The 26,971-nt window shown below is 64.0% G+C and carries 27 protein-coding genes and 1 pseudogene; 15 read left to right on the plus strand and 13 right to left on the minus strand.

What is annotated here, in order from left to right; translation table 11 throughout:
• Positions 1-299: 299 nt before the first annotated feature.
• Positions 300-1,730 (plus strand): outer membrane protein, encoded by a 1,431-nt coding sequence (locus XH79_RS06080; protein ID WP_271581050.1) that lies wholly within the window; start codon positions 300-302, stop codon positions 1,728-1,730.
• Between the two features lie 89 nt (positions 1,731-1,819).
• Positions 1,820-2,905: a SphA family protein gene (locus tag XH79_RS06085; protein WP_271581051.1), complete on the plus strand. Its 1,086-nt coding sequence runs from the start codon at positions 1,820-1,822 to the stop codon at positions 2,903-2,905.
• A gap of 299 nt (positions 2,906-3,204) precedes the next feature.
• Here XH79_RS06085 and XH79_RS06095 read toward each other — a convergent pair whose 3' ends face one another.
• Positions 3,205-4,185 (minus strand): ATP-binding protein, encoded by a 981-nt coding sequence (locus XH79_RS06095; RefSeq protein ID WP_212336122.1) that lies wholly within the window; start codon positions 4,183-4,185, stop codon positions 3,205-3,207.
• 181 nt (positions 4,186-4,366) lie between these two features.
• Between XH79_RS06095 and yajC the strand changes: the two genes are divergently transcribed.
• Genes yajC through XH79_RS06125 form a run of 6 tightly spaced genes read left to right on the plus strand, consistent with a single transcriptional unit; the run spans position 4,367 to position 10,031 of the window.
• Positions 4,367-4,744: a preprotein translocase subunit YajC gene (gene yajC / locus XH79_RS06100; RefSeq protein ID WP_028171851.1), complete on the plus strand. Its 378-nt coding sequence runs from the start codon at positions 4,367-4,369 to the stop codon at positions 4,742-4,744.
• Positions 4,745-4,802: 58 nt separating this feature from the next.
• Complete coding sequence (gene secD / locus XH79_RS06105) at positions 4,803-6,407, plus strand: protein translocase subunit SecD (protein WP_212336124.1); 1,605 nt, start codon at positions 4,803-4,805, stop codon at positions 6,405-6,407.
• Positions 6,408-6,417: 10 nt separating this feature from the next.
• Complete coding sequence (gene secF / locus XH79_RS06110) at positions 6,418-7,437, plus strand: protein translocase subunit SecF (protein WP_271581052.1); 1,020 nt, start codon at positions 6,418-6,420, stop codon at positions 7,435-7,437.
• Between the two features lie 60 nt (positions 7,438-7,497).
• The gene (locus tag XH79_RS06115) at positions 7,498-7,881 is read left to right on the plus strand and encodes an Mth938-like domain-containing protein (protein WP_271581053.1); all 384 of its coding nucleotides are present in this window, start codon (positions 7,498-7,500) and stop codon (positions 7,879-7,881) included.
• Positions 7,878-8,741 (plus strand): phytoene/squalene synthase family protein, encoded by an 864-nt coding sequence (locus XH79_RS06120; protein ID WP_271581054.1) that lies wholly within the window; start codon positions 7,878-7,880, stop codon positions 8,739-8,741. The genes XH79_RS06115 and XH79_RS06120 overlap by 4 nt, the downstream gene beginning before the upstream one ends.
• A gap of 45 nt (positions 8,742-8,786) precedes the next feature.
• Positions 8,787-10,031 (plus strand): threonine ammonia-lyase, encoded by a 1,245-nt coding sequence (locus XH79_RS06125; protein WP_212336130.1) that lies wholly within the window; start codon positions 8,787-8,789, stop codon positions 10,029-10,031.
• 15 nt (positions 10,032-10,046) lie between these two features.
• On the opposite strand, the gene XH79_RS06130 is transcribed toward XH79_RS06125, so the two are convergent.
• The 5 genes and pseudogenes from XH79_RS06130 to XH79_RS06150 form a co-directional block, all read right to left on the minus strand.
• The gene (locus XH79_RS06130) at positions 10,047-11,225 is read right to left on the minus strand and encodes an aminotransferase class V-fold PLP-dependent enzyme (protein ID WP_271581055.1); all 1,179 of its coding nucleotides are present in this window, start codon (positions 11,223-11,225) and stop codon (positions 10,047-10,049) included.
• 77 nt (positions 11,226-11,302) lie between these two features.
• Positions 11,303-11,862 (minus strand): annotated as a pseudogene (locus XH79_RS06135) (CAP domain-containing protein).
• Between the two features lie 95 nt (positions 11,863-11,957).
• Positions 11,958-13,052, minus strand: a complete 1,095-nt coding sequence (locus XH79_RS06140) for a serine/threonine protein kinase (RefSeq protein ID WP_271581056.1) — start codon at positions 13,050-13,052, stop codon at positions 11,958-11,960.
• A 7-nt stretch (positions 13,053-13,059) separates the two neighbouring features.
• A complete protein-coding gene (trmFO, locus tag XH79_RS06145; RefSeq protein ID WP_271581057.1) occupies positions 13,060-14,496 on the minus strand; it encodes a methylenetetrahydrofolate--tRNA-(uracil(54)-C(5))-methyltransferase (FADH(2)-oxidizing) TrmFO in 1,437 nt (478 codons plus the stop codon).
• Between the two features lie 127 nt (positions 14,497-14,623).
• Positions 14,624-14,776 (minus strand): DUF1127 domain-containing protein, encoded by a 153-nt coding sequence (locus XH79_RS06150; RefSeq protein ID WP_007590701.1) that lies wholly within the window; start codon positions 14,774-14,776, stop codon positions 14,624-14,626.
• Positions 14,777-15,411: 635 nt separating this feature from the next.
• Here XH79_RS06150 and XH79_RS06155 point away from each other — a divergent pair.
• The gene (locus XH79_RS06155) at positions 15,412-15,738 is read left to right on the plus strand and encodes a hypothetical protein (protein ID WP_212336140.1); all 327 of its coding nucleotides are present in this window, start codon (positions 15,412-15,414) and stop codon (positions 15,736-15,738) included.
• A 61-nt stretch (positions 15,739-15,799) separates the two neighbouring features.
• Here the strand turns inward: XH79_RS06155 and XH79_RS06160 are convergent, their stop codons facing one another.
• Together XH79_RS06160 and XH79_RS06165 are read right to left on the minus strand one after the other, a co-directional pair.
• Positions 15,800-16,624 (minus strand): lytic murein transglycosylase, encoded by an 825-nt coding sequence (locus XH79_RS06160; protein ID WP_212336142.1) that lies wholly within the window; start codon positions 16,622-16,624, stop codon positions 15,800-15,802.
• Between the two features lie 130 nt (positions 16,625-16,754).
• Complete coding sequence (locus XH79_RS06165) at positions 16,755-17,663, minus strand: DUF2189 domain-containing protein (RefSeq protein ID WP_271581058.1); 909 nt, start codon at positions 17,661-17,663, stop codon at positions 16,755-16,757.
• 337 nt (positions 17,664-18,000) lie between these two features.
• Here XH79_RS06165 and XH79_RS06170 point away from each other — a divergent pair, with 337 nt between their 5' ends.
• Entirely contained in the window at positions 18,001-18,402 is a 402-nt protein-coding gene (locus XH79_RS06170) for a DUF3597 domain-containing protein (protein WP_271581059.1), read from the plus strand.
• 64 nt (positions 18,403-18,466) lie between these two features.
• On the opposite strand, the gene XH79_RS06175 is transcribed toward XH79_RS06170, so the two are convergent.
• Positions 18,467-18,742, minus strand: coding sequence for a GNAT family N-acetyltransferase (locus XH79_RS06175; protein ID WP_271581060.1), 276 nt, complete (start codon positions 18,740-18,742; stop codon positions 18,467-18,469).
• 105 nt (positions 18,743-18,847) lie between these two features.
• On the opposite strand from XH79_RS06175, the gene XH79_RS06180 reads away from it, so the two are divergent.
• Entirely contained in the window at positions 18,848-19,783 is a 936-nt protein-coding gene (locus XH79_RS06180; RefSeq protein WP_271581061.1) for a tetratricopeptide repeat protein, read from the plus strand.
• Positions 19,784-19,981: 198 nt separating this feature from the next.
• The gene (locus XH79_RS06185) at positions 19,982-20,380 is read left to right on the plus strand and encodes an SPW repeat domain-containing protein (protein ID WP_271581062.1); all 399 of its coding nucleotides are present in this window, start codon (positions 19,982-19,984) and stop codon (positions 20,378-20,380) included.
• Positions 20,381-20,430: 50 nt separating this feature from the next.
• Here the strand turns inward: XH79_RS06185 and XH79_RS06190 are convergent, their stop codons facing one another.
• From XH79_RS06190 to XH79_RS06200, 3 genes are all read right to left on the minus strand, one after another.
• A complete protein-coding gene (locus XH79_RS06190) occupies positions 20,431-20,703 on the minus strand; it encodes a GNAT family N-acetyltransferase (protein WP_271581063.1) in 273 nt (90 codons plus the stop codon).
• A gap of 11 nt (positions 20,704-20,714) precedes the next feature.
• Positions 20,715-21,230 carry a DUF3828 domain-containing protein gene (locus XH79_RS06195; protein ID WP_271581064.1) on the minus strand — a complete coding sequence of 172 codons (516 nt, stop codon included), beginning with the start codon at positions 21,228-21,230 and terminating at the stop codon, positions 20,715-20,717.
• Between the two features lie 82 nt (positions 21,231-21,312).
• A complete protein-coding gene (locus XH79_RS06200) occupies positions 21,313-21,675 on the minus strand; it encodes a hypothetical protein (protein ID WP_271581065.1) in 363 nt (120 codons plus the stop codon).
• Between the two features lie 93 nt (positions 21,676-21,768).
• On the opposite strand from XH79_RS06200, the gene XH79_RS06205 reads away from it, so the two are divergent.
• The 3 genes from XH79_RS06205 to XH79_RS06215 all read left to right on the plus strand — a co-directional run bounded on the left by XH79_RS06205 (position 21,769) and on the right by XH79_RS06215 (position 24,846).
• Positions 21,769-22,263: a hypothetical protein gene (locus XH79_RS06205; RefSeq protein WP_271581066.1), complete on the plus strand. Its 495-nt coding sequence runs from the start codon at positions 21,769-21,771 to the stop codon at positions 22,261-22,263.
• A gap of 105 nt (positions 22,264-22,368) precedes the next feature.
• Entirely contained in the window at positions 22,369-23,976 is a 1,608-nt protein-coding gene (locus XH79_RS06210) for an acyl-CoA synthetase (protein ID WP_271581067.1), read from the plus strand.
• 9 nt (positions 23,977-23,985) lie between these two features.
• On the plus strand, positions 23,986-24,846 hold the full coding sequence (locus tag XH79_RS06215; RefSeq protein WP_271581068.1) for a PCC domain-containing protein: 861 nt from the start codon (positions 23,986-23,988) through the stop codon (positions 24,844-24,846).
• A gap of 16 nt (positions 24,847-24,862) precedes the next feature.
• Here the strand turns inward: XH79_RS06215 and XH79_RS06220 are convergent, their stop codons facing one another.
• Positions 24,863-26,926 (minus strand): DUF1217 domain-containing protein, encoded by a 2,064-nt coding sequence (locus XH79_RS06220; RefSeq protein ID WP_271581069.1) that lies wholly within the window; start codon positions 26,924-26,926, stop codon positions 24,863-24,865.
• Positions 26,927-26,971 lie beyond the last annotated feature (45 nt).

The following is a 26,971-nucleotide window of genomic DNA, read 5'->3' on the forward strand; positions in this document are numbered from 1 at the left end:
CGCACGCTATTGAGCAGAGCCCGTCAACTAAGTTCAGTTGTGGCCATTTCACAACGGACATCGGGCCTCGAACATGGCCTACGCACCCGTCGCTCCCGGTCTACCTCCATAAGCGGACAATTCTGAGCCGGTTGGTCTGTCTCAAACGGGCCAAAAGCGGCCTATGCGGTAAACACCCAGCTGATCGATATTCTCGCCGGATGTGTCCCGTAAGAGACAGTCAAAAATAACCAATTGTAGTTGTATGAGCATGCGACGGGAGAATTTGGCAACATCGTTACCCCATATGGGAGCGTGCCATGAAGTCGTTCTTTGCGACTCTGCTTGCTATCTTGGTGAGCGTCACTGCGCGCGCTGCGGATATGCCGGTGAAGGCTCCGACCGCTCTTCCGCCGCCATACAATTGGTCAGGGTTCTATGTTGGCGCAAATGTCGGTGGGGCCTGGGCCAGCGGCAGCCTGAACATTCCAGGCAACAATTTATATGGCGGGCTGACGGAATTCATCGGTGGCGTTCAGGCCGGCTACAATTTCCAGGCCGGCCATCTTTTGTTTGGCGTGGAAGGTGATTTCGATGGGGCGACATTTGGTCATCCCGTGCTTCCGACTCCTACGCTCGGCTCGGTGAGCCAGAACTGGATCGGAACGGTGGCAGGCCGCGTCGGCCTCGTGGAAGACCGCTGGCTTTTTTACACCAAGCTTGGCGGTGGCTGGGTGCAGAGCAATGCCTCGCTGAACTTCTCCGGCGTCACTTGGCAGGGGTCCAATACCAGCTCTGGCTGGCTGGCTGGCGTCGGTATCGAGTACGGCTTCAAGGCGAATTGGACGCTCAAGCTCGAATACGATTACATTGGGCTGGGACATTGGACTTCGCCCACCGTCCCGTCGATCCCGCTGAACCGCGACCTTCAGATGGTCAAGTTTGGTGCGAACTACAAATTCGAGAGCGGGCTTCCCGAAACGATCGCGCCGATAAGAACCAGACATTCTGCTGAACATTCCGAAGACGAAGACCTCGCCAAAAAATCGCAGAATCCTATCGCCGATCTCGTCAGCGTTCCGTTCCAAAGCAATACGAATTTCAACGCCGGGCCGTTCAATCGCACCCAGGAAGTCCTCAACATTCAGCCAGTCATACCGCTGCGCATCAACGCGGACTGGAATGTGATCTCGCGCACCATCATGCCCGTGATCAGTCAACCTAGTCCGTTTTTTAACAACAACACGAATGGAATTGGCGACATTACCCAGCAGTTCTTTTTCACCCCCACCCATCCAGGCACTCTGATCTGGGGCGTCGGTCCCGTCTTCACTGTTCCGTCCGCGACCGATCCGATTCTCGGAACCGGTAAGGTGTTGTTCGGTCCGACCGCCGTTGCCCTCGTGACGCCCGGACATTGGGTGATCGGCGTGCTGGTCAACAATCAGTGGTCAGTCGGCGGCAATCCATTGCGGCCGCCCGTAAACGCATTTCTCGCGCAACCGTTCGTCAACTACAACATGGCGCACGGGTGGTACCTGACAAGCTCACCTGTGATCACCGCGAACTGGCTGGCGGCGCCGGGCCAGCAGTGGACCGTACCGATCGGTGGCGGTTTCGGCCGAATCTTCAAGATCGGCGACCAGCCAGTGAGCGCAAATATAGCCGGCTATTACAACGTCGTTCGTCCAACCGGCACGCCGAGTTGGCAGTTGCGGGCCGAATTGTCACTGCTCTTCCCCGAGAGGTGAGAGGTGAGAGGTGTCTGCTTCGAGATTCGGAAACTTCTGGTCACGCAACCCCGCTCCGTTGCAGACCGTGAAAGGATGGGAGATCCGCGATGAAGAGCAGGAAATTGACACCAAGGACTGGTTTCGTTTGTCGGCTGGGCGCGGCGGCAATTGCCACCTTACTCGCGCTCCCTAATGATGCGGCGCGAGCCGATGAAGGCGGTGTCAGCTTCTGGATACCCGGCTTCTTTGGCAGCCTCGCGGCCGTCCCCGCGCAGGCGCCCGGCTGGTCGGTGACCTCGATCTATTATCATACCTCGGTTTCCGCCGGCGGCGACGTGGCGCGGGCACGAGAGATCACGATCGGTCGCATTCCCGCGAATCTGAACGTCAATCTGGACGCCAGAGTCAATGCGAATGTGGATCTTGGCCTTCTAGTCGGGACCTACACCTTTGCGACACCGGTGCTGGGCGCGCAGGCCCAAGCCTCCCTGTTGGGAGTCTACGGGTCCAACTCGACGTCGCTGGCGGGATCGCTGGTGGGGACAGTGACGGGACCAGGCGGCGGAGTATTGCCATTCTCGCGCTTCGACAGCATCGACAGCTCGATCATTGCATTTGGCGATCTGCTCCCGATGTTCCAGCTGAAATGGAACGCCGGTGTCCACAACTACATGACCTACGTCACCGGGGACATCCCGGTCGGCGCCTATCAGTCGGACCGTCTTGCGAATTTGGGGCTTGGGCATTGGACAATCGACGCTGGCGGCGGCTACACCTATTTCGATCAAAAGACCGGGCGAGAAGCATCGGCGGTGCTGGGATTTACCTACAACTTCGTAAACCCTGCCACCCAGTATCAGAGTGGCGTCGACATGCACTTCGACTGGGGCGCGTCGCAATTCCTCACCAAGCAGTGGCAGGTCGGCCTCGTGGGTTACGCCTATCAGCAGCTCGGCTGCGACAGCGGCTCCGGCGATCGCGTCGGCTGTTTCCGGTCGCGGGTGCTCGGCGTCGGACCGCAGGTCGGCTACATTTTCCCGGTCGGAGACATGCAGGGATATCTGAACCTGAAGGCCTACGGCGAATTCGCCAATGAGAATCGGCCAGCGGGCTGGAACCTCTGGCTGACGTTCAATCTTTCGCCCGCGGCGGCAACGCCGCCGACACCCTCGAGGCGCATTTTTACTAAGTAGGATCAGCGATGCCCTTACGGCAAATCGCGCCTATTATACGGATCACGTTCCAACGTATCGAGCCCCGGCGCGATTGTGGTTGCAGCTCTCGCGTCTTCCCCGCAAATCGCTAACGCCGATGAGAGCGGCATCTCGTTCTGGGTCCCGGGGCTGTTCGGCAGTCTGGCAGCCGCACCCGCCCGGCTGGCCCCTCGGGACCATCTACTACCACACCAGTGTGCCCCCTCCGACGCTGCTGCGAGCCAGAGATTCCCCGCCTTCGGGGAAAGACAGCCGTAACGGGGTTGCAATCCCGACCGCTACGTCGCCGCCAGCTTCACGCCGAGCCGTCCCGCCAGCTCCTGCACGAACTGCCAGGCGACGCGCCCCGAGCGGGAGCCGCGCGTGGTCGACCATTCCAGCGCCTCGCGCTCCAGGGCTTCGTCCTCGACCTTGATGCCGAAATGGCTGCAATAGCCGCGCACCATGGCGAGATATTCGTCCTGGCTGCAGCGGTGGAAGCCGAGCCAGAGGCCGAAGCGGTCCGACAGCGAAACCTTCTCCTCGACCGCTTCGCCGGGATTGATCGCGGTCGAGCGCTCGTTCTCGATCATGTCGCGCGCGAGCAGGTGACGGCGGTTGGAGGTGGCGTACAGGATGACGTTGTCGGGCCGGCCCTCGATGCCGCCTTCGAGCACGGCCTTGAGCGATTTGTAGGACGCGTCATTGCCGTCGAAGGATAGGTCGTCGATGAACACGATGAAGCGGAAGCTGGCGTCGCGGAGCTTCTCCATCAGCATCGGCAGCGTTTCGATGTCTTCGCGGTGGATCTCGATCAGCTTCAGCCGGTCGGCGGCCTTGCGGTCCGCGTTGATGCTGGCATGTGCCGCCTTCACCAGCGACGACTTGCCCATGCCGCGCGCGCCCCAGAGCAGGGCGTTGTTGGCGGGCAGGCCGCCCGCGAAGCGCTCGGTGTTCTCCATCAGGATGTCGCGCATCCGGTCGACGCCCTTGAGCAGGAACAGCTCGACGCGGCTGACCCGCGGCACCGCCGAGAGGCGGCCGTCGGGGTGCCAGACATAGGCATCGGCCCGTTCGAACGACTCGGGCTCGACGGCCGGGCTGCCCTGGGCGGCGAGGTGCGCCGCAATGGTCTCCAGCGCGCGGACGAGGCGCTCCTGGGAGAGGTTCGGGGCCGCCTTGACGGCCTCCGTGGGGCGTTTTGCCGCGACGCGGGCGGGCTTGCTGGCAGGGGTACGGGGGCCTTTGCCGGCCGGGCTTTTGCTTGGTTTTTTGGGCATGTCCGAAGTTCCTGAGAATGCAGCCTTATCGGGCCTGACGCCGCGCCGCAAGGTGGCCAAATCGACGGTCTGGCAGCGTTGCAATTGGGGCGGTGGCCGCTATAGTCCGCGCGAATTTGACCGAGCCGGTCGGCCTTCAGGGCCTGACCGGCTTTCCCCCGTTCTCACGAGGATCGTCCGAATGTTGATTACCCCTGCGTATGCCCAGGCTGCGGGCGCCGGTGACACCAACAGCATGTTGATGTCGCTGCTGCCGTTCGCGCTCATCTTCGTGATCATGTACTTCCTGATTCTGCGTCCGCAGCAGAAGAAGGTCCGCGACCACGCCGACCTCGTGAAGAACATCCGCCGCGGCGACACCGTCGTGACCTCGGGCGGCCTCGTCGGCAAGGTCACCAAGGTCGTCGATGACGACCAGATCGAGTTCGAGATTTCCGACGGCGTGCGCGTTCGCCAGATGCGCCAGATGATCTCCGGCGTGCGCGCCAAGGGCGAGCCGGCGAAGGAATCCAAGGATAGCGCGAAGGAAACCGCCAAGGACGACGCCGCGTCGAAGTGAGTGCTTCCGCGGCTCGTTCAAGTTTCCTGCAAGTCTCCTGATCTGACAGGTCCAGTCGATGTTGTATTTCACGCGGTGGAGGGCGCTCGGGATTATCCTGACAGCGCTGATCGTGTGCCTCTGCGCGGTCCCGAATTTCTTCCCGGAGGCGACGGTCAAGACCTGGCCGGCCTGGGCACAGCGCCGGCTCGTGCTCGGCCTCGATCTTCAGGGCGGCTCCTATCTGCTGCTCGAGGTCGATTCCAGCTACGTGAAGAAGGAACGGCTGGACCAGATCCGCGACGACGTTCGCCGGACGCTGCGCGATGCCAAGATCGGCTTCACCGGCGGCGTCACCGTGCGCAATGACGCGGCCGAGGTTCGCATCACCAAGGAAACCGACGTGCAGCCGGCGCTCGCCAAGCTGCGCGAATTGTCCCAGCCGCTTGGTGGTCTGATGGGATCCAGCGGCCAGCGCGACCTCGAGGTGACGGACGCCGGCGGCGGCGTGATCCGCCTGAGCATCCCGCAGGCTGCGATGCTCGACCGCATGCGCAAGACCATCGAGCAATCGATCCAGATCGTCGAGCGCCGCGTCAACGAGCTCGGCACCGTCGAGCCGGTCATCCAGCGCCAGGGCAACGATCGCATCCTGGTGCAGGTCCCCGGCCTGCAGGACCCGACCCGCCTGAAGGAGCTGCTCGGCAGGACCGCGAAGATGGAATTCCGCATGGTCGACACCTCCGTGCCGCCGGATCAGGCGCAGCAGGGCAGGTTGCCGCCGGAATCCGAGCTGCTGATGAGCGCCTCGCCGCCACCGACGCCCTATGTGGTCAAGAAGCAGGTGCTGGTTGCCGGTGGCGATCTGACCGATGCCCAGGCGAGCTTCGACCAGCGCACGGGTGAGCCGGTCGTGAGCTTCAAGTTCAATACGTCGGGCGCGCGCAAATTCTCGCAGGCCACCACCGAGAATGTGGGGCTGCCGTTCGCGATCGTGCTCGACAACAAGGTGATCTCGGCGCCCGTCATCCGCGAACCCATCACCGGCGGCCAGGGCCAGATCTCCGGCAATTTCACCGTGCAGTCTGCCAACGATCTCGCCATCCTCTTGCGCGCCGGCGCGCTGCCGGCGCCGCTCACGGTGGTCGAGGAGCGCACCGTCGGTCCGGGCCTCGGCCAGGATTCGATCGAGAAGGGCGAGCTTGCGGCCTATGTCGGCTCGATCCTCGTCATTATCTTCATGCTCGTGACCTACCGGCTGTTCGGGGTGTTCGCGAACGTCGCAGTGGCCATCAACGTCGCCATGATCTTCGGCCTGCTGTCGCTGCTCAACGCCACGCTGACGCTGCCCGGCATCGCCGGCATCGTGCTCACCGTCGGCATCGCGGTGGACTCCAACGTGCTGATCTACGAGCGCATCCGCGAGGAGCTGCGCGGCGGCCGCAACGCGATCTCGGCGATCGACGCCGGGTTCAAGCGGGCGCTCGCCACCATCCTCGATTCCAACATCACCACCTTCATTGCCGCCGCGGTGCTGTTCTACATCGGCACCGGCCCGGTGCGCGGCTTCGCCGTGACGCTCGGCATTGGCATCATCACCACGGTGTTCACCGCCTTCACCCTGACCCGGCTGATCGTCGCCGGATGGGTGCGGTGGAAGCGGCCGCAGAGCGTGCCGATCTAGGAGCCTGATCGTGACTCACACCGTTCTCATCGGGCTCGGCGTCCTCATTGCCATCCTCACCGTGGTCGCGGCCCTCGGCCTGTTGCCATCGCTGCGCATCGTTCCTGACAACACGCATTTCGACTTCACGCGCTTCCGCCGCATCAGCTTCCCGATCTCGGCGGCGCTCTCGATCGTCGCGATCACGCTGTTCTTCACCCATGGACTGAACCTCGGTATCGACTTCAAGGGCGGCACGCTGCTGGAGGTGAAGGCGAGGTCCGGCACCGTGGACATCGCGGCGATGCGCACCAGGCTCGACGCCCTCGGTCTCGGCGAAGTCCAGTTGCAGCAGTTCGGCGGCCCCGAGAACGTCCTGATCCGCGTTGCGGAACAGCCGGGTGGCGACGCCGCACAGCAGGCAGCCCTGCAGAAGCTTCGTGGCGCGCTCGGAGATAACGTCAGCATTGAGCGCACTGAGGTGATCGGTCCGCGCGTCGCCGGCGAGCTGCTCGCCTACGGCATGCTCGGCCTGATGCTCGCGATCGTCGCGATCCTGATCTATCTCTGGTTCCGGTTCGAATGGCAGTTCGCGCTGGGCGCCATGATCGCCAACGTGCACGACATCGTGCTGACGATCGGCTTCATGTCGATCAGCCAGGTCGATTTCGACCTGACCAGCATCGCGGCGCTTTTGACCATTCTCGGCTATTCGCTCAACGACACCGTCGTCATCTACGACCGCATCCGCGAAATGCTGCGGCGCTACAAGAAGATGCCGATGCCGCAGCTGCTCAACGAGTCCATCAACTCGACGCTGTCCCGCTCGATCATCACCCACGTCACGGTGACGCTGGCGCTGCTCGCGCTGCTGCTGTTCGGCGGCCACGCCATCCACAGCTTCACGGCGGTGATGATGTTCGGCGTTGTGCTGGTCGGTACCTACACCTCGATCTTCATTGCGGCGCCGATCCTGATCTATCTCGGCGTCGGCGAGCATCGCGAGGATGCGCCCGATACGGCTACGCCGGCGAAGAAAAACAAGGCATGATCCGAACTGCAGGCCCTCGCAGGCGTTTGCGAGGGCAATAGGCTCATTCGGACGAACCAGATGGCCGGCGATCCCAACGCACCGCATTTCCCGCGCTCGGCGCCGATCGATGCCTATGGCAAGGGCGGCTTCGCCTTTGCCGGCATGTCGCATCGGGGATCGCTGTTGTGCCTGCCCGACGCAATCTGGGCCTGGGACGTGAGCGATCCCGCAAAGATCGACCGCTATTCGCTGGATCGGGTGTTCGCGGCCGCCAACAGCATCGACACGCTCCTGGTCGGCACCGGAACCGGGTTCTGGCTGCCCCCACCGGAGCTGCGCCAGGCGCTCAAGGCGGTGAGGGTGGTGCTGGACACGATGCAGACCGGCCCGGCCGTGCGCACCTACAACATCATGATCGGCGAACGGCGGCGCGTCGCCGCCGCGCTGATCGCCGTGCCATGAGCAGCGCTTCGCCGCCGTCCGATTCGGCTGCCTTCTGCGCCGATCTCGTGCGCAGCCACGATTTTCCGCGCTATGTCGCCACCCTGTTCGCGCCGGCTGCCGAGCGCCGCGCGCTGCTGGCGCTCTATGCCTTCAACGTCGAGATCGTCCGCGTCCGCGACCAGGTGAGCCAGCCTTTGCCCGGCGAAATCCGCCTGCAATGGTGGACCGACATGCTCTCGGGCCATGTCCATGGCAGCGCCGAGGGCAATCCGGTCGCGGCCGAGTTGCTGCGCGCGATCCGCGATTTCGACCTGCCGGTCGAGCCGCTGTCGCTGCTCGCCGACGAGCATCAGTTCGATCTCTACAACGATCCGATGCCGACCATGGCGGCGCTGGAGGGCTATCTGGCCGCGACCTCATCGGCGTTGTTCGGTCTGGCAGCCCTGGTTATGGGGCCGCCGTCGGAGGCGGCTGAGCATCTCGCGAGGCACGCCGGGCTGGCGCAGGGCATCGCGCAAATCATTGCCAATCTGCCGCGTGACGCAGCGCACCGGCAATTGTTCCTGCCGCAGCAGGTGCTGGCGAGCCATGGCTGCAGCATGGAGGATGTCTTCGCCGGCAAGGAGATGCCGGGCCTGCGCGCCGTGCTGGACCAGCTCACCGGCGAGGCGCAGCAGCATTTGACCACGGCCTTGTCGCTGCTGGCGCAGCTGCCGCCGTCGGTGCGGCCGGCGTTTCTGCCGCTGAGCCAGGCGCGCGCCGACCTCAAGCGCCAGTCGCAGCCCGGGCGCAATCCGTTTGCTCCGCAGCCTTCGTCGCGGCTGCGGACACTGTGGACGCTATGGCGGGCTTCGCGTTCCCGGGAATTTACCAAATAGCGGTTGGCTTATCGCCCGGGCCTGCCAAATGCTCTATGCTGTCCCATGGCTGAGTTGTCCCAAACTACGTCCCCCGATCTCAGCGGCCTTGCGGTCGCGCCTGATGACATTCACGCCGCCGCCGAGACCATCCGGGGCGCCGTCGTCGAGACGCCCTGCAGCTACAGCCGCACGCTGAGCAGCATCTGCGGCTGCGACATCTGGCTCAAATTCGAGAACCTCCAGTTCACCTCCTCGTTCAAGGAACGCGGCGCGTTGAACCGGCTCACCGCGCTGACGCCAGAGGAGCGCGCGCGGGGCGTGATCGCGATGTCCGCGGGCAATCACGCGCAGGGCGTCGCCTATCACGCCAGGCGGCTCGGTATTCCCGCCACCATCGTGATGCCGATCGGCACACCCATGGTGAAGGTCGAGAACACCAGGCACCACGGCGCGGAAGTCGTCGTCACTGGCACGACGCTGGAGGAGGCGGCCGCCTTTGCGCGCAGCCACGGCGAGGCCCGCGGCATGATCTTCGTCCATCCCTACGACGATCCGCTCGTCATCGCCGGGCAGGGCACCGTTGGCCTCGAAATGCTGAAGGCCGTGCCGGAGCTCGACACGCTGGTCGTCCCGATCGGCGGCGGCGGGCTGATCAGCGGCATCGCCATCGCCGCGAAGTCGATCAAGCCGTCGCTGCGGATCCTCGGTGTCGAGGCCTGGCTCTATCCGTCGATGTACAATGCGATCCATGACGGCAATCTCCCGGCGCGCGGCGACACGCTGGCCGAAGGCATCGCGGTGAAATCGCCGGGCAAGATCACGACCGAGATCGTCCGCCGCCTCGTCGATGACATCGCGCTGGTCAACGAAGCCGAGCTCGAGCGCGCGCTGGCGACCCTGATCTCGATCGAGAAGACCGTTGTCGAAGGCGCCGGCGCCGCCGGCCTTGCCGCGCTGATGTCCGATCCGTCCCGTTTCGCCGGCCAGAAGGTCGGCCTCGTCCTGAGCGGCGGCAACATCGACACAAGGCTGATCGCCTCCGTCCTGACCCGCGAGCTTGCGCGCGAGGGGCGCCTCACTCAGCTCTCGCTCGACATTCCCGACAGGCCCGGTCAGCTGGCCGCCGTGGCGGCGCTGCTGGCCGAAGCCGGCGCCAACATCATCGAGGTCTCGCACCAGCGGACCTTCTCCGACCTGCCGGCCAAGGCCACGCTGCTGCAGCTGGTCATCGAGACCCGCGACAGCGCGCATCTCGACGAGGTCATGGCGAGGCTCAGCGCATCCGGACTGAGCGCGCGCTGCACGTGAGTGGCGCCTAGCCCGTTATCGCGGCGCCAAGCCCGTGAGGTGATCGATCAACCGGTCGATCTCCGCTTCCGTATTGTAGTAATGCGGGGATGCGCGCACGAGCGGCGGCAGCGCGCGGAGTTCGGCGTCGATGCGGGTGCTCGCCGGATCCGAAGCGCCGATGGCGATGCCTGCCGCAGCGGCGCTCCGAACGATGGCGTCAGCCTCATGCCCTTCCATCGTGAAGCTCACGATAGCGCCCGGCGTGCGGCCGAGGTCGCGAAGGGTGATGCCGCGAATGGAGGCGAGGCCGCTGCGAAGACGGCCCGCCAGCATCTGGCAGCGCTGCGCGATATGTCCCATGCCGATATCGAGTGCATAATCGATGGCAGTGCCGAGCCCGAGCCGGGCCGCGTAATTATTCTCCCAGGTCTCGAAGCGGCGCGCATCGTCGCGCAGCCGATATTGATCGCGCGAGACCCAGGGCGCCGCAAAATGGTCGATCATCGGCGGTTCGAGCTGCTGCAGCAGCGTGCGGCGGACATAGAGAAAACCAGTGCCGCGCGGGCCGCGCAGGAACTTGCGCCCCGTCGCCGACAGCATGTCACAGCCGATGGCTTCGACGTCGACGGCCATCTGGCCGACCGCCTGGCAGGCGTCGAGCAGATAGGGAATGCTGTGCGCCCGCGCGATCTTCCCGACGGCTGCAGCGGGATTGACCAGCCCGCCATTGGTCGGGACCCAGGTGATGGCGATCAGCTTCACGCGCGCGTCGATCATGCGTTCGAGCGCCTGGATGTCGAGTTCGCCCGTTGCGTCGCTCGGCACCACGTCGATGATCGCGCCCGTACGTTTGGCGACTTGCAGGAACGCGACATAGTTGGCCGCGTACTCCGCCTCGGCGGTCAGGATGCGGTCGCCCTTGCGGAACGGCAGCGCGTAGAACGCCATCTGCCAGGCAACCGTCGCGTTTTCCACGAGGGCGATCTCGTCAGGCGCGGCGTTCAGCAGACGGGCGACCGAGCCGTAGACCGCTTCGAGCCGATCGGACTCGCGGTCGGCAGCGGCATAGCCGCCGATTTCGGTTTCGAGATCGATATGCTGCTTCATCGCCGTGGCAACGGGCGCCGGCATCAGAGCTGCGCCGGCGTTATGCAGGTACGCGAGCCGCGAGGCGGCCGGCGTCTCGGCGCGTATCCGGTCGATGTCGATCACTTGCGCCTCCGCTTCTCGCATCTTCGAGCATCAATTAGACGCGTCGAAGAGCGCGAGCAAGACGGCCCGGCTTGGTCTCAGATGCAGAGGCTGAGCAGCTTGATGTGGCAGCTACTGGATTTCGGCTTGCTGGCAGGCGCCGCGTCGCGCTTCACGGCAACCAGCGGCCACCGTCCTTCTTCTTGCCCTTGCCTTTGCCCTTCGGTTCATAGTCGCCGGCAATGACCATCGCCCAATAAGTACGCTTGCCGCTGGCGTTCCTGGCACTCGCGATGCCGACGCGGGAGGCGTTGTGCAGCAACAGGTTCTTGCGGTGCCCGGAGGAGTCGATCCATTGGCCCAGCGTCTTCTCGAAATTGTCGTAGCCATAGGCGATGTTCTCGGCGGCGCGTCCCGCACCGGCCGGGGCGACGCGGCGGTTGAACGGGCCGAGCGCGTCGTGGCTGAGATCGTCCTTCGCCGCCATCGCGCGGGCCTGGTCCATGGCGATGCGGTCGAGCGTGGCATCGCGGACGACGCGGACTTCACCGTGCTTGAGGCGGAAGCCCGAGATCAGCTCGGCCGGGGATTCGGCCATTGCGGGGGCGGCCGCAAGCAGCAGAACGCCGGCGATCAGACCGCCAACCGTACGCTGCATCGTCATCCCCCGAGTGCCCATGACCCCGCCAAGGCTGAATTATCCGACCGCTTCTCTATCGCCAATGTGGACGCTTCAAGGCACGGTCCGCCGGACTAGCCGGCCGGCAGGTCTGCCTCGAAATTGAAGCGGTCGCGCAGGTTCTTGCGCTGCTCCAGAATGTCCTTGAGGAAGGCGCGGTCCTGGTCGTTCCTCATCATCGGCTCGATCAGGTCGAGCTGGTTCATGGCGACCAGTTGCAGAATCTCGGTGCGCGGCTTGCCGCTGGTGTCGCGCGGCAGCGCGTGGACCACCTGGATGTGCTCCGGTGGCTTCGGACCCCTGGCCGCCGAAAGCTCGCTCCGGAGCTGGCCTTCGAGCGTGGCCTGATCCGCTTCGACGAAGGCATAGAGGCCGACGCCGGAGCGCCGATCGGCAAAGGCCACGATGGCGGTGTCGCGCACGGCCGGATTCTTCCGGATCAGCTCGGCCAGCACCGGCGCGTCGTTGACGAGCCGGCGGCCGCCGCCTTCGCGGTCGGTGAAATTGAACAGGCCGCGGGTGATGGCGCGGTAGACCTTCTTGCCCGTGACAAGCCACAGGCTTGCAGCAAACGACTTCTTCGCCAGGATTTTTCGCTCGCGCGGCGTCAGCGCCTCCGGCGCATAGGAGCGTTTGTGCTTGAGCAGGTGGCGGAGATCTTCGTAGGCAAGGATGCGGTAAAGCCGGCCGCGGCGCGCAAAGCAGGCGGCGAGCTGGAAGTCGGTCACATAGGCGCGGCCGTCGCGGCCGACCAGCCAGTTCTGCTCCTTGGCAAGATCGTTGTGGCAGATGCCGGCGCGGCGCAGCCGGCGCAGCGCAGCCTTGGCCGAGCGGAAATAGGCGAGGTCGCCATGAGGCTTTGCCAGATGCAGCGCGACGCCGTCGACGAAGCCGCGCACCAAGGCGCGGCGGCCGGCCCAGAGCAGCTCGGGACCGACGTTCAGACCCTTCGCGAGCGCGAGCGCATGCTTCTCGCGCGCGAACAGATGACGCGCCAGCAGGTACGACCACCACGGCACTTCGTCCAGCCGGCGCAGCACCGCGTCGACCTCGCCGGTCCCGGACCGGAAGCGGCCGCGTTCGACGGTCGAGAACACGTCGCGCTTGAGCAGCACGCCCTCGGTCCAGCGCGCCGAGAGCTCTGCGGCGTCGTCTTTGGGGAGGCTCATCGGAAACTCACGCAGCGGCGGCGATGCGCAGGTGATCGGCGATCCAGCGATCGAGATCGGCAAGCGCCCGCGCACTCATCGCCTGCTTCTTGGCCACCGTCTTCTCGTTGCCGCGCAGCCGCGTACCGTCGGGCTTCTTGGTCGGTGCGCTCGCGAGCGGCGGGAATAGACCGAAATTGATGTTCATCGGCTGGAACGAGCGCGTGCCCGGCTCGATGGTCTCGATGTGGCCGCCGGTGATGTGGCCGAGCAGCGATCCCAGGGCGGTCGTGCCCGGCGGGCTCTCTAGCGTCTCGCCGCGTGCATCCGCGGCCGCATAGAGGCCGGCGATCAGGCCGACGCTGGCGGATTCCACATAGCCCTCGCAGCCGGTCATCTGGCCGGCAAAGCGCAGCCGCGGCTGCGCGCGCAGGCGCAACTGGCCGTCGAGCAGCTTTGGTGAGTTGAGGAAGGTGTTGCGATGCAGGCCGCCGAGGCGGGCGAATTCGGCCTTCTCCAGCCCGGGAATGGTGCGGAAGATGCGCTGCTGCTCGCCGTACTTCAGCTTCGTCTGGAAGCCGACGATGTTGTAGAGCGTGCCGAGCTTGTTGTCCTGGCGCAGCTGCACGATGGCGTAGGCCTTGGTGGTCGGATCGTGCGGATTGGTCAGGCCGACCGGCTTCATCGGACCGTGGCGCAGCGTCTCGGGGCCGCGCTCCGCCATGACCTCGATCGGCAGGCAGCCGTCGAAATAGGGCGTGTTGGTCTCCCATTCCTTGAACTCGGTCTTCTCGCCGGCGATCAGCGCGGCGACGAAGCCGTCATACTGCTCCTTGGTCATCGGGCAGTTGATGTAGTCGGCGCCGTTGCCGCCGGGGCCGACCTTGTCGTAGCGCGACTGGAACCAGGCCACCGACATGTCGATGGATTCGCGATGCACGATCGGTGCGATCGCGTCGAAGAAGGCGAGGGCGTTCTCGTCGGTCAGTTCGCGGATGGCATCGGCCAGCGGAGCGGAGGTGAGGGGGCCGGTCGCAACGATGACGTTGCTCCACTCGGCCGGCGGCAGGCCTGCAACCTCGCCGCGGGCGATCTCGATCAGGGGATGGTCGTTCAGCGCCTTGGTGACGGCCGCGGAGAAGCCCTCGCGGTCGACCGCAAGCGCGCCGCCGGCGGGCACCTGGTTGGCGTCGGCCGCGCGCATGATCAGCGAGTCGAGACGACGCATCTCGGCGTGCAACAGGCCGACGGCGTTGTTGGCAGCGTCATCCGAGCGGAACGAATTGGAGCAGACGAGCTCGGCGAGCCCGTCAGTGCGGTGCGCCTCGGTCATGCGGTCCGGCCGCATCTCGTGCAGCACCACGGGCACGCCGGCTTTGGCGACCTGCCAGGCGGCCTCGGAGCCGGCAAGGCCTGCGCCGATCACGTGCACACTATTGGAATGGGTGGAATGGGGTCCTGTCATGGGGCGGACAGGTAGCGCTTTTCGGCGAGAAGTGGAATCGCCGAGATCGAGTTTTCTGCCTCCGGAAACGACAACGCCCGCACGAGGCGGGCGCTATCGGTCCGTTCCGGTGAAGGGCTGAACGATATCAGCCCTGATACTGGCCGGCGGCAACGCGCGGGATGTCCGAGCGATCGAGGCCGATGTCGGCCAGTTCGCGATCGCTGAGCTGGGACAGCTCGGCAACATTGCGCTGATAATCCCGGAAGGCCTGGATCATGCGGATGAGCGAGAGCAGCATTGGTAGTCTCCTGTAGTTCGATTCAGCCTTTGCCTAGGCGTCATCGTTGAAATGAATATAGGTGGGAGTAGTGCAGTGCGAAAGTTCCGATGTTGCGATGCAGCTAAGCGGAGAGCGCATAGCATCGGTAAGGGGCGATTAACCTCTTGGCAGTCCCGCCCAAGCGCTGGGCGGGAGAGATCGCTTTCTGCAATAAAAGACCGTGAAATCACGGACTTATAGTAAGCGATGCGGTTCCGACGAGGACTGAAATATGTTGCATGTCCGTGATCCGCAACACCATGGGGTAGCTTGTAAGCCCAAGTCTCGCATGCGCGAATCGCATGAATCGATCGGTATAAAAATGAATATATATTCGAATTTTGAGGTGTGACGTGGCGCTTGCGCGATTCGTCGGTGCTGCCCGGCAGGATTGCTCTCACGACCTTCGGCGAGCTCGGTCGCATCCAGCGCCAATGGGGTCTGGGGCTGGCCACCGTCCATTGATGCGGTGCACACACGCCAAGGGTGCGCGCCCTGATTACCAAGTTGTAATGAAAATCAGAATTTTCGCATGCGGCTCTGCGCAGCGCGCAACATCACGCAATTCTCGCGGGGAATTTATTGCGGCAAGTTGCCGCAACCGGAGGAAAGTCATGCCGCAGATTCCGGCAATCTCGCTGGTTCTGTCCCAAGAACAAGAGAAGGAAAGTAACATCATGACGAAGTTACTCGGGGTTATCGCAATCGCTGCCGCCGCATTCGCCGTCGCGCCGGCCCAGGCCGCCAAGCACGCCATGGGCGGCTGCAGCGGGGCCAATCTGGAGAAGACGGAGACCGCGATCGAGAACATGGCCGACGGCGACAGCAAGTTCGTCGCGCAGAAGGAGATCGCTGCGGCTCAGGACTCCCTGCTCAACGGCAAAATGGGTGCGTGCGGCGCGCATCTGAACAAGGCGATGCAGGCCACCTTGGGCAAGTGAACGCTACCCAAGAGAGGGCCGGTCGCCTTGCGATCGGCCCATGCGTTTTGTCACGCGAGATCTAGGGAGCGCGTGCGAGCTGGGCCGCAAAATAGGCGACGGTCTTCGAATAGACCTCGCTCTTGTTCCATTGCTGCAGCACTGAGAAGTTCGGGCCGCCCGGCTGCCAATCCTTACCCCTTTGCCAGCCGTAGCCGGCGAGATAGTTGGCAGTGGAGGCGAGCACGTCGGGCGCATTGTGCAGCAGGTCGCGCTTCCCGTTGCCGTCGAAATCGACGGCATATTTCATCCAGGACGAGGGCATGAACTGGGTCTGGCCGAGCTCTCCGGCCCATGCGCCCTTCATGTCGCCCGGTGCGAGGTCGCCGCGCTGGACGATGCGCAGCGCATCCATCAGCTCGCCGCGAAACTGGTCGGAACGACGGCAGTCATAGGCCAGCGTCGCCAGCGAGCGGATGGTGGCGAACTTGCCGGTGTTGACGCCGAAATCGGTCTCCAGACCCCAGATCGCGACCAGCACCTCGCCGGGCACGCCGTAGGTCTGCTCGATGCGCGACAGCACCGAGCCGTATTGCTTCATCATGTTGGAGCCGCGCGTCATGCGCGGCGGGACCATGCGGCCGGAAAACTCCTCGAAAGTCTGGGTGAAGACCTTCTGCGAGCGGTCGCGCTTGAGCACGCTCTCATCGAGCGTCACACCTGCGAGCCCGGCGGCGATGGCCTGCTGCGAGATGCCCTTGGCTGCGGCATCGGTCTTGAAGTCCGCAAGCCAGGCGTCGAAATTGCCCGAGCCACAGGCAACAGCGGAAAGCGCTGGCTGGGCGGACAGAATGGATGCGGAGAGGGCGAGGGCTGCGAGAGCGAGACGAGAAATCGTCGGGGTCATCAGATGAAATGGATTCCGTGAAGTGATCTGACCGGCCCGCGCAATCTCGGTCGGAACCGCGGCCAAAGCAAGGCGCATGACGGTGCCCGATCCTGCCCGCAGCCGGGCAGGATCGGATGTCACGAGATCGTTAAGCGTCCGTTCGATTCCGCCACGGGAACAGGTTGGCCGGGAAGTCGGCGGCCGGCTTGCGCGGACGATGCGGCGGGGGCGGTACGGGCCGCGCGCCGGGATCGCAGGCGATCACCTTACGGTAGAGATGCCAGGTGGCGTGGCCGAGCAGAGGGATCACGACGGCGAGGCCGAGGAAGGCCGGGATCGTGCCGAGCGCCAGCAGCACCGCCACGATCAGACCCCAGACCGCCATCGGCACAGGGTTCTTCGCCACGACGCGGAGCGAGGTGACCATGGCCTCGAACGCGCCGGCATGGCGGTCGAGCATGAGCGGGAACGACACGACGCTGATGCAGAGTGCGGCGAGAGCGAACAGGAAACCCGTGCCGCAGCCGACCACGATCAGCCACCAGCCTTGCTGGGTCGTCAGCACGCGCGTCAGGAAATCCGAGATCCCGGTGACGCCCTCATAGCCGAACGCCGCAACATAGATCGCCTGCGCGGTCGCAACCCAGGTCACGAACAGCGCGAGCAGCAGCGTGCCGAGGCCGAGCATCGCGCCGAACGAAGGCGAGCGCAGCACCTCAATGGCATCCCAGGCGCTGGCCTCCTCATAGCGTTCGCGTCGGCTCGACAGCTCGTAGAGGCCAAGGGCTGCGAACGGGCCGATCAGGGCGAAGCCCGCGGCCAGCGGAAACAGCAGCGGTAGTACGGAATAACCCATCACCACGCGGGCGAGCACGAGGCCCAGCACGGGATAGATCACGCACAGGACGATGGCGTGGCTCGGAACGGCCTTGAAATCCTCCCAGCCGCGCCGGAGCGCCTCGTGCAGGTCGGACAGTTGGATGGTTCGGATCACAGGTCCAGCCGCATCCGCAGGCTGGGCCGTCGTGGGTACATTGCCCTGGTAGAGTGTGGCCATGGTCGCTAGCTCCCTTGCCGGGCAGCCGCACTCGTCGCCGGCAAACGGCGCAAGCGGCCGCTCTTCTCTGAATTTCGCGATTCCAACCAGACGCGAATTCCGGACGGGGATCGCGAGTTGAACCGTGAGGCTACTCCCAATTCCGAGTCCTGTCCCTCACGCCTGGGTGAAATTTGATGCCGCAGTGCAACCTCAATGATGTCATTCGGTCGTCATTTCGCCGCAGATAAGCTCATGCTGTTTGTTGGTTCGCAGAACTCCGCGGGCGCAACGCAGTGACTTCGTCTATAAGGGGCCACTCAAGGCCCTTCCAACGGATCTTTTTCGGGGAACAGACATGAGCATTTTCGGGAAAATCATGGGCGCGATCTTCGGCAGCCATCCGGCTTCCGCCGCGCCCGCCGGTGGCGCAGCGCCGGACAGTGCCCCCGCGGGGGCCGCGCCGGGCGCATCGGCACCGGCATCAGCGCCGATGGCGGCCGTCGATGTCGCCGCCATCGTCGACAAGGCGGTGGCCGCGCACAAGGGCGAGAAGCTGGAATGGCGCACCTCGATCGTCGACCTCATGAAGGCGCTCGACATCGACTCCAGCCTGGCCGCGCGCAAGGACCTCGCCAAGGAGCTCGGCTACAGCGGCGACATGAACGACTCGGCCAGCATGAATGTCTGGCTGCACAAGCAGGTGATGTCCAAGCTCGCCGCCAATGGCGGCAAGCTGCCGCCTGAGATCAAGCACTGACCGATCTTTCCGGTCGTCGCCGAGGGATCGACAAGGGCCCGCGATCGCGCGGGCCCTTTTGCGTTCAGGCGACGAGGTCCGCATCCTCCGGATGCTTGTCGAGATAGTCGACGACGAAGCCGCAGCCGGCGATCACCTTCCTGCCGTCGTGGCGGATCAGATCCAGCGCACCCTTGACCAGCTCGGAGGCGATGCCGCGGCCGCGCAGCGCGCGAGGCGTCTCGGTGTGGGTGATGATCACCGCCGACGGCGTCAGCCGGTAATTGGCGAAGGCGATGTCGCTGCCGACATCGAGCTCGAAGCGGCTCCTGTCCTTGTTGTCGCGTACCGATGCCGTCATGGCTGATCCTTCTGCAGCGAATGCTTACTCCCTGATCTAGGCGCCTGAACCCGCCATTGCCAAGGCGCGACCAAGGGAGGTTGCCGCAGGGGAGATATCTGCAAAATGCGCGTCCAGCTCAGTCTAGCGGCCTTGCTTGCCGTGCTCGCTTCGGCAGCTCCGGTCCCAGCCGCAGCCGAAGGCGGTCCCGCCTGGGACGCCTGCTTTGCGCTGACCAGCACGCCGGATGAGCGGGTGACGGCCTGCTCGACCGTGATTGACACCAAGAGCGAGACTGGCCGCAGGCTCGCCGGTGCCTATTGCAGCCGCGGGCATGGCCTCACCGAGAAGCGCGAGCTCGATGCAGCGCTGTCCGATCTCGACGAAGCGGTCAGGCTCGATCCTGATTATGCCTGCGCCTACAACAATCGCGGTCGCGTCTATAACTTCAAGCGCGATTATGATCGCGCCATCGCCGATTACGACCAGGCCATTAAGTTCGATCCCTCGCTGGCGCTCGCCTACAACAATCGCGGCGACTCCCGTTACAACAAGGGCGACCTCGACGGCGCCATCGCCGATTTCGACGCGGCGATCAAGCGCAATCCGAGCTATGCCCGCGCTTACGCCAATCGCGGCTACGTCTACGCACGCAAGCACGATACGGCGCATGCGCTCGCCGACTTCAGCACGCGGATCAAGCTCGCCCCGGACCTGATCGCCTATATCGACCGCGGCAACGTCTATCGTGACGCCGAGCAGCTCGACCGTGCGGCCGCCGATTATGGCGAGGCGATCCGGCTCGCGCCCACGGATGCGCGCGGCTGGCGCAATCGCGGCATGATCCGGCTCTACCAGGGCGACAACAAGGGTGGCGTTGCCGACTACGATAAGGCGCTGCAATACGATCCCTCGGACGTGTTCTCCTGGAACAACCGCGGACAGGCTAAGCTGCGGCTCGGCGACAAGCGGGGTGCTATCGCCGATTTCAGGAAGGCGCTGGAATTGGAGCCGGGCCTGCAGCCGGCGCAGGAGTCGTTGAAGCGGCTCGGGGCGCTCTAGCTGCGGTGCGATATGAGTTGATGGCCGGCCAACATCGCGCGGCCATCGAAATAATCCTCGCTCCCGCCCTTGTGCGGTCGCCGGCGGTTCCCACGTGTTCCCTAGGACATACGTCCGAATGCGGCAGGCAGGGTCGCCAGACATTCGGAAGTCGTGATCGCCAGCCGCCGACGTGTGCCTCTGTCAGAGGAGGGTACGATGTCGGGCTTTGGTTTCTTGAATACTCATCGCACATGGGAAGACTGGTCCGGGATGCTGCTCGGCGCGCTGATTGTCGTCTCGCCATGGTTTCCCATTCAGGATCAGCCCGCGATCGTTGGAGACCCAACGGTCATCCTGAATGCAGTCGCAGTCGGCCTGATCGTGTTTGGCATCAGTCAGCTCGAATATGTCGCGCTGCAGCGCTGGCAGGAGGTGGCGACGATCCTGGTCGGGTTGTGGCTCATCGCCTCGCCCTATTTCCTCGGCTATTCCGGTGAAGGGTTCCTGCGCATCTACCACACGAGCCTCGGCGCGGCTGTGGTTCTCCTCGGCGTGCTGCTGCTGTGGCAGGACTGGGACCTGAGTGACCAGGACATGCTCAAGCACGGGCAATAGCCCGTAGATGTCGCGAGGCCCGCCAGGCTACGGGCGGGCCTGCACGGTCATCATTTCACCAGATCCTGATAGTCCGGGTGCTTCTCGATCCACGCCTTCACGAACGGGCATTGCGGGATCAGCTTCAATCCGGCGGCGCGGACCTGGTCGAGCGCGCCTTGCACCAGCTTGGAGCCGACCCCCTTGCCGCCGAGCTCTTTCGGCACCTCGGTGTGCTCGAAGGTGATGACATTGCCGTCGAGCTTGTAATGCTCGGTCGCAAGGTGGCCCTCGACCTCGAGCTCGAAGCGGTAGTGGGCCCTGTTGTCGATGACGTCACTCATGTCGTCTCCGGTCAGCTCTTGAGCGAGTCCGTCAGCATCTTGCGGATCGACCAGGGTTCGCCGTCGGAGGAGCCCCTGATGTCGTCGATCCGCCAGCTACCCGCCTCGCGCACGAAGTCGTAACGCACGACCAGATCAGTGGGTTTCCGGTCGTTGCGGTGGCCGGTGATGGTCACCGCGACGGTCGCCTTGTCCGCCTCCATCTTCTCGGCGTCAACCTTGAACGACTTCACGTCCGGTTCCTGCGAATTGGTGACCGGATCGAAATCGACCGGCCCGACATCGCCCTTCAGCGTATGCGCATCCGCCTTGGCCCACAGCGCGACCAGTGCCTTGGAGAGATATTTGGCCTTGGCCGCCTTGTTCTCGATGATGAAGGCGCCGCCGCCATCGCCCTTGCCCTTGGCGGCGCGGGTATAGATCGCAGTCAGGATGGCGAGGGGATCGCTCGCGGCTGGGGTCTGGGCGAATGCTGGCGAGATGCCGGCTAGCAGAGAAGCGGCGACGAAGGAGCGACGGGTGAGCATGAGATGTCCCTGAGATGATGGCGGACGGCGGCGGGCCGGGGCCGCAGCGCATCTCTGTAGACCGTGGTGAAGGCAGTTCGGTTCAATCACTCGCTTTGGCGAGCCTGGAATCTTCGGCCTGCGGCTGCGGGCGGAGGCAGCCCTGGCAGATGACGAGGGAGCGATTGACCCTGGCGTCCTGCTCGGCCTCGATGCCGTCCTGCGCCTGCCACCATTCCTTCGAATAGGGCTGAAGTCCGGCCTGCGACCTGGTGCGCTCGGACGCGGCACGCGTCGTTCGCGATGGTCCGGAGGCAGCGCGCGGCTGATTGGGATCCTCGCCGGCGCCATCCCAGGCAAAGCGTGCAGGCTTGACGGCGGGATCAGAGGCCAGATGCACTTGCGGGGCCATGGCACATCCGGCGAGCGCCAGCGACAACAGGAGGACGGCGGGCGCTTTGACCATGATGCGCACTCTGTACGCGAGAACTGAGCGAGGTTGCGCCGATCATGTTTAAAATTCCCTGAACGATCGCGGGCCAGCGCGCGACCAACGCGAATGCGATATCTGCTCCTGCTGACTTTCCTTGCCACGGCTGCGCGCGCCGACGACGCAAAGCCGTTCAATCCGGCCGACTATCCGCCCGGCGTGCAGAAGGCGCTGCGTTACGCCAACGAGGAATGCGAGAGCCAGGACGGAGGGGCGGTGACCTTCGCTCCGGACACGGTGCGCAAGGTCGACCTGACCGGCGATGGCCGCGACGATTACATCGTCGATTTCCGTGACACCAAGTGCGGGGAGCGCGAGACCACCTATTGCGGAACCGGCGGCTGCGTCATGAACATCCTGGTCACGCTGCCTGATGGCAGCGTCCGTCCGGTGTTCGACGGCTATGTCCGCAGCTACAAGATCGTGGCGCCGCCGATGAAGCGCGGCGCCGCGCGCGTTGTCCGGTTCGATCCGCACGGGAGCTATTGCGGCGGTTTTGGCGCGCAGGCCTGCTCCAAGGAGAAGGCGATCACCGCAACCCCGTTTGCGTTCAGGCAGCCGTAGGGCAGATGTGCGGCGGACGGCCTTGCGGGGGCGCTGGTGATGGCGATAAATGGGCTGCAATGAGCGGGCGGCTTGCGCGTCGTCCGCGCTCGAAGAGGAAGCCCGATGCAGCCTTTGCGCATGTCCCGCCGCGTCATGAATCTCGCCTATATGCTGACCCAGAATGCGCGGCGGCATGGATCGCGTCCCGGTTTCGTTTGGGGCGACAGATCCTGGACCTGGCGCGAGATCGACGCGCAGGTCTCGGCGCTGGCCGCTGCGCTCGCCGCGCGCGGTATCACGAAAGGCGACCGCATCCTCGTCCATTCCAAGAACGGCGACGAGATGTTCTTCTCGATGTTCGCCGCGTTCCGGCTCGGTGCGGTCTGGGTTCCCACCAACTTCCGCCTGATGCCCGATGAGGTCGCCTACCTCGCAGACGCCTCGGGCGCGAAGGCGTTTCTGTGCCATGTCGATTTTCCCGAGCATGCGGCGGCGGTGAAGGGCGGCGCGCTGCAATTCACCTGGAGCCTCGACGGCAAGGCCCCGTTCGGTGAGCGCTCGGTGGCCGATGTCATCGCCGCGCAGGCCGGCGCCGATGTCGCGAATGCCGAGGTCGAATATGACGACCCCTGCTGGTTCTTCTTCACCTCCGGCACCACCGGGCGATCCAAGGCGGCGGTGCTGACCCACGGCCAGATGGGATTTGTCATCACCAACCATCTCGCCGATCTCACCCCCGGCGTGACCGAAGCGGATGCCTCGCTGGTGGTCGCGCCGCTGTCGCATGGCGCCGGCGTGCACCAGCTGGTGCAGACCGCGCGCGGCGTGCGCACCGTGCTGCTGCCGACGGAAAAATTCGACATCAACGAAGCGTTCCGCCTGATCGAGGCGCACCGCGTCAGCAATCTCTTCACGGTGCCGACCATCCTGAAGATGATGATCGAGCATCCCGCCGTCGACAAATACGATCATTCCTCGCTGCGACAGGTGATCTATGCGGGCGCGCCGATGTATCGCGAGGACCAGAAGGCGGCGCTGACGAAGCTCGGCAAGGTCATCGTGCAGTATTTTGGCCTCGGCGAGGTCACCGGCAACATTACCGTGCTGCCGGCGGCGCTGCACGATCCCGAGGACGGCCCGCATGCGAAGATCGGCACCTGCGGCTTCGAGCGCACCGGCATGGAGGTCTCGATCCAGGATGACGAGGGCCGCGAGCTCAAGGCGAACCAGAGCGGCGAGATCTGCGTGATCGGACCTGCGGTATTCGCCGGCTACTACGACAACCCTGAAGCCAACGCCAAGGCATTCCGCAACGGCTGGTTCCGCACCGGCGATCTCGGCCATATGGACGAGGAGGGGTTTGTCTACATCACCGGCCGCGCGTCCGACATGTACATCTCCGGCGGCTCCAACATCTATCCGCGCGAGATCGAGGAGAAGATTCTGACGCATCCCGCGGTCGGCGAAGTGGCGGTGCTCGGCGTGCCCGACGCGACCTGGGGCGAGGTCGGTGTTGCCGTCTGCGTCGCGCGGGAAGGCGCGAAGGCCGTGAGCGAGGCCGAGATGGCGGCGTTCCTCACGCCGAAGGTGCCGCGCTACAAGATGCCGAAGCGCTTCTTCTTCTGGGAGGCGCTGCCGAAATCCGGCTATGGCAAGGTGCCGAAGCGCATGGTGCGCGACGAGCTCGAGGCGCGCGGGCTGCTCGACCTCGACAAGATCAAGGCAGGCTGAGCGTCGGTGATGCGAAATATCAAGCAGCCCGGCGCGCCCGTCGCCGAACGCATTCAATGGGTGGAGGCGAGGGGACTGGCCTTCTCCTTCACGCTTCAGGCAGGCGTGCCGCTGCTGGAGGCCGCGCGCCGGGGCTTTGCCGCGGAGGGATTTGCCGGTGGCGTGCTGAATTTTTGCGGTGGCGCGCTCGGGCCGTTCGGCTATGTCATGCCGGCACTGTCGAAGACCGGCGAGAATGCCGCGTTCTACAGCGACACCTATCGGCCCCAAGGCATCACGCGCTCGAAGCTCGGCAGCATGACGCTCGGCATGCGCGACGGCGCGCCGTTCTTTCATTGCCATGGGCTCTGGACCGAGGCCGACGGCAAGGCAAGCGGTGGCCACGTGCTCCCCGACGAGACCATCGTGGCCGAGCCGTTCGAGGTCGAGGCGTTCGGCATCGACGGCGCGACGTTCACGGCCGAGCCCGACCCCGAGACCAATTTCAAGCTGTTCGGGCCCGTTGCCGCTGCGAGCACCGGCGCGCGCACGACCAGCCGCGCCTTTGCGCTCCGGCTGCGCCCCAACCAGGACTTTGCCGCCTGCCTCGAAGACTTTTGTCGCACGCACGGCATCGCGCGCGCGAAGATTCATGGCGGCGTTGGCTCGACCATCGGCGCGCGCTTCACCCATGGCGGCGTGACCGAGCCGTTTGCGACGGAGCTGGCGATAACGGCCGGGGCGATCGGGCCGGGCTCTTCGGGTACGCTCGAAGCCACGCTCGATGTTGCCCTGATCGACTACACCGGCGGCATTGCAGAGGGGCGTCTGATCCGTGGCGACAATCCCGTGCTGGTGACCATGGAGCTGGTGCTCGAGGTGTTGGGCTAGGATCGGCGAGCGATCATCAATGAGTACGTAGCTTGGCGATGGCCAAGTACGTCGAGTCACTTATCCCAGAGCTCGATCCCTGGAAGAGGTTGAGCAAGGGGGATTGTCCCTGGCCGATGCTCTGGCTGTTTTTGACGTCATACATGGCGGAGAAACGGCCCAGCAGCTTTTCGACCTTCGCGGGATCGGAGAGATCCTTGATCTTCATGAATTTGTCCACGAACTTGGCCTGCTGATCGATCGGCATCGCCGCCATCGAGTCGGGCAGATTGAAGGTGGTCCTGAACACCTCCGAGAGAGCCTTGTCGGCAAGGATGTCGTATGCGGACGTGATTTCTCCCGCCTTTCGCTGGAAATAGAGCGCCAGGCGCACGCCGGGATTCGTATCCCCCTGCTGCTGCTCGAGGCTTTGCTGGAGGTAGTTCGCCTGTGTTTCCCGCAACTGGACTTGCTTCTGAGGACCAATCATCGCAAGGCGCGCGACGTCGCCCTTGCTGTCGAAATTGAACGACGCCGCGATTTCGGCAAAGCGAGGATCGCTCTCGGTGTTCGCGAAGCTCCTTGGATTGTTCAGATCGGACGCGAAGATCTTCTTGAGATAGTCGGTGCTGACCTTCTTGGGGTCCAGGCCCTTGGCGACGAGAATGAAATCGACCATCTTCCGGTTCGCAAGCAGATCGGAAACGCTGTCTATGCCTGCGATGGCTTCCTGATAAGCCGTCGCGTCTTTCTGGGCCTGTTCCCGAACTGCTTTCTGCTGGTCGGTACTTGCCTGTCTCACCGCTACAATGACGTAGTTCTTCGCAATATCGAGGACTTTGGCCGGGTCCTGAGCCACCAGGGGCGTCGTCAGATTGCCCCTTGCGTCGAAGTTGAAGGCACGCGCGAGCTCGACGTAGCGATCGTCCTTGAGCGTATAGACGTAGCTCTTGGGATCGCTGAGATCGCTTTCGAGGACGGCCTTGACGGTGTCCTGCGAGACTTCTTCGGGATCGAGGCCGACGGCGCCCAGCGCAAAATCATATACGGCTGGAGTCGAGACCAAGGCCTGCACTGACTTGATGTTGAGGATGGCGTTTCTGAACTGCCTGATTGCCAGAGCTTCGTTCAGCGGGCTTGCCGCCGCATAGACGGCGGACTTGCTGTCATCGAACCGCTTTGTCGTGAGCGTGACGTTTGCGGCAGTCTGCGCAGACACGCCCGAGGGCAGCGACCCGTCAGGCGAAAACTCGAATGCGCCGGCCAGGTCTACAAAGTTACCTATCGTCGCTATCTGGTCGCTGAGGTCGGATACGCTCTTCGTGTACGACTCCAGGTGATATCTTTCGACCAGGATCTGGACGTTCAACTGGGCCACGTCAGCGCCCGGTTGCGAGAGCTGGGCCGTGTAGTCGGCGATTTTCGTATTGGTGGCGCTGACGTCCGATTTCGCTTGCGCGAGCTGGGCGTTGAGGCCGCTCAACTGAGACGCGAAGGTGGTGTTGACGTAGCTGTTTGGATCGGATGGATCGCTGCGCAGGACCTGACTTATCGTGTCGCTCGGCCACTTGCTTTGATCGATCCCGAATGCCGAATAGACATAGTTGCGGAGACGATCGTTGTTCAGCAGCTGGTCTGCACTGCTGATGCTGCCGATCTGTGCGCTGTAGTATTTCGTATCGTCCGCAAGTGCATCGACCTGGCTCTTCTTGGTCGCCGTGTACAGACCGATCATCTCGTCGATCTGGTCCTCCGATTGCGCAACCGGCGTTGTAGTGCCCGTGAAGGAGAATGCCGCGGCAAACTCCTGGTAACGCTTGTCGACCAGCTTGTTGACGAAGCTCGTTGCGTCGGAGAGGTCGCTCTCCAGCACCTTTTTCATGAAAGCCTTGGCATACGCCATGTCTTCCAGGCCATATGCCTTCATCGCATAGTGATAGAGGCGATAGTCCTTCATGAAATCGTCAACGGTCTTCACCTTGCCGATGTTGGCCTTGTAATAGGCGGCCTCTCGCGCGACGTCGGCTTGCTGTTCAACCCGCGTCAGGGACTGCTTGAGATGGCGCGAAATGTAGTTGTAGCTGAAATACGTTGATACCATCGCGCATTCCTCGCGGCTTCGTACGGTCCCGGACTTCCGTCAATC

Origin of the sequence: Bradyrhizobium sp. CCBAU 45389 (genome assembly GCF_028128625.1) — a bacterium.
Taxonomy (GTDB): domain Bacteria; phylum Pseudomonadota; class Alphaproteobacteria; order Rhizobiales; family Xanthobacteraceae; genus Bradyrhizobium; species Bradyrhizobium liaoningense_B.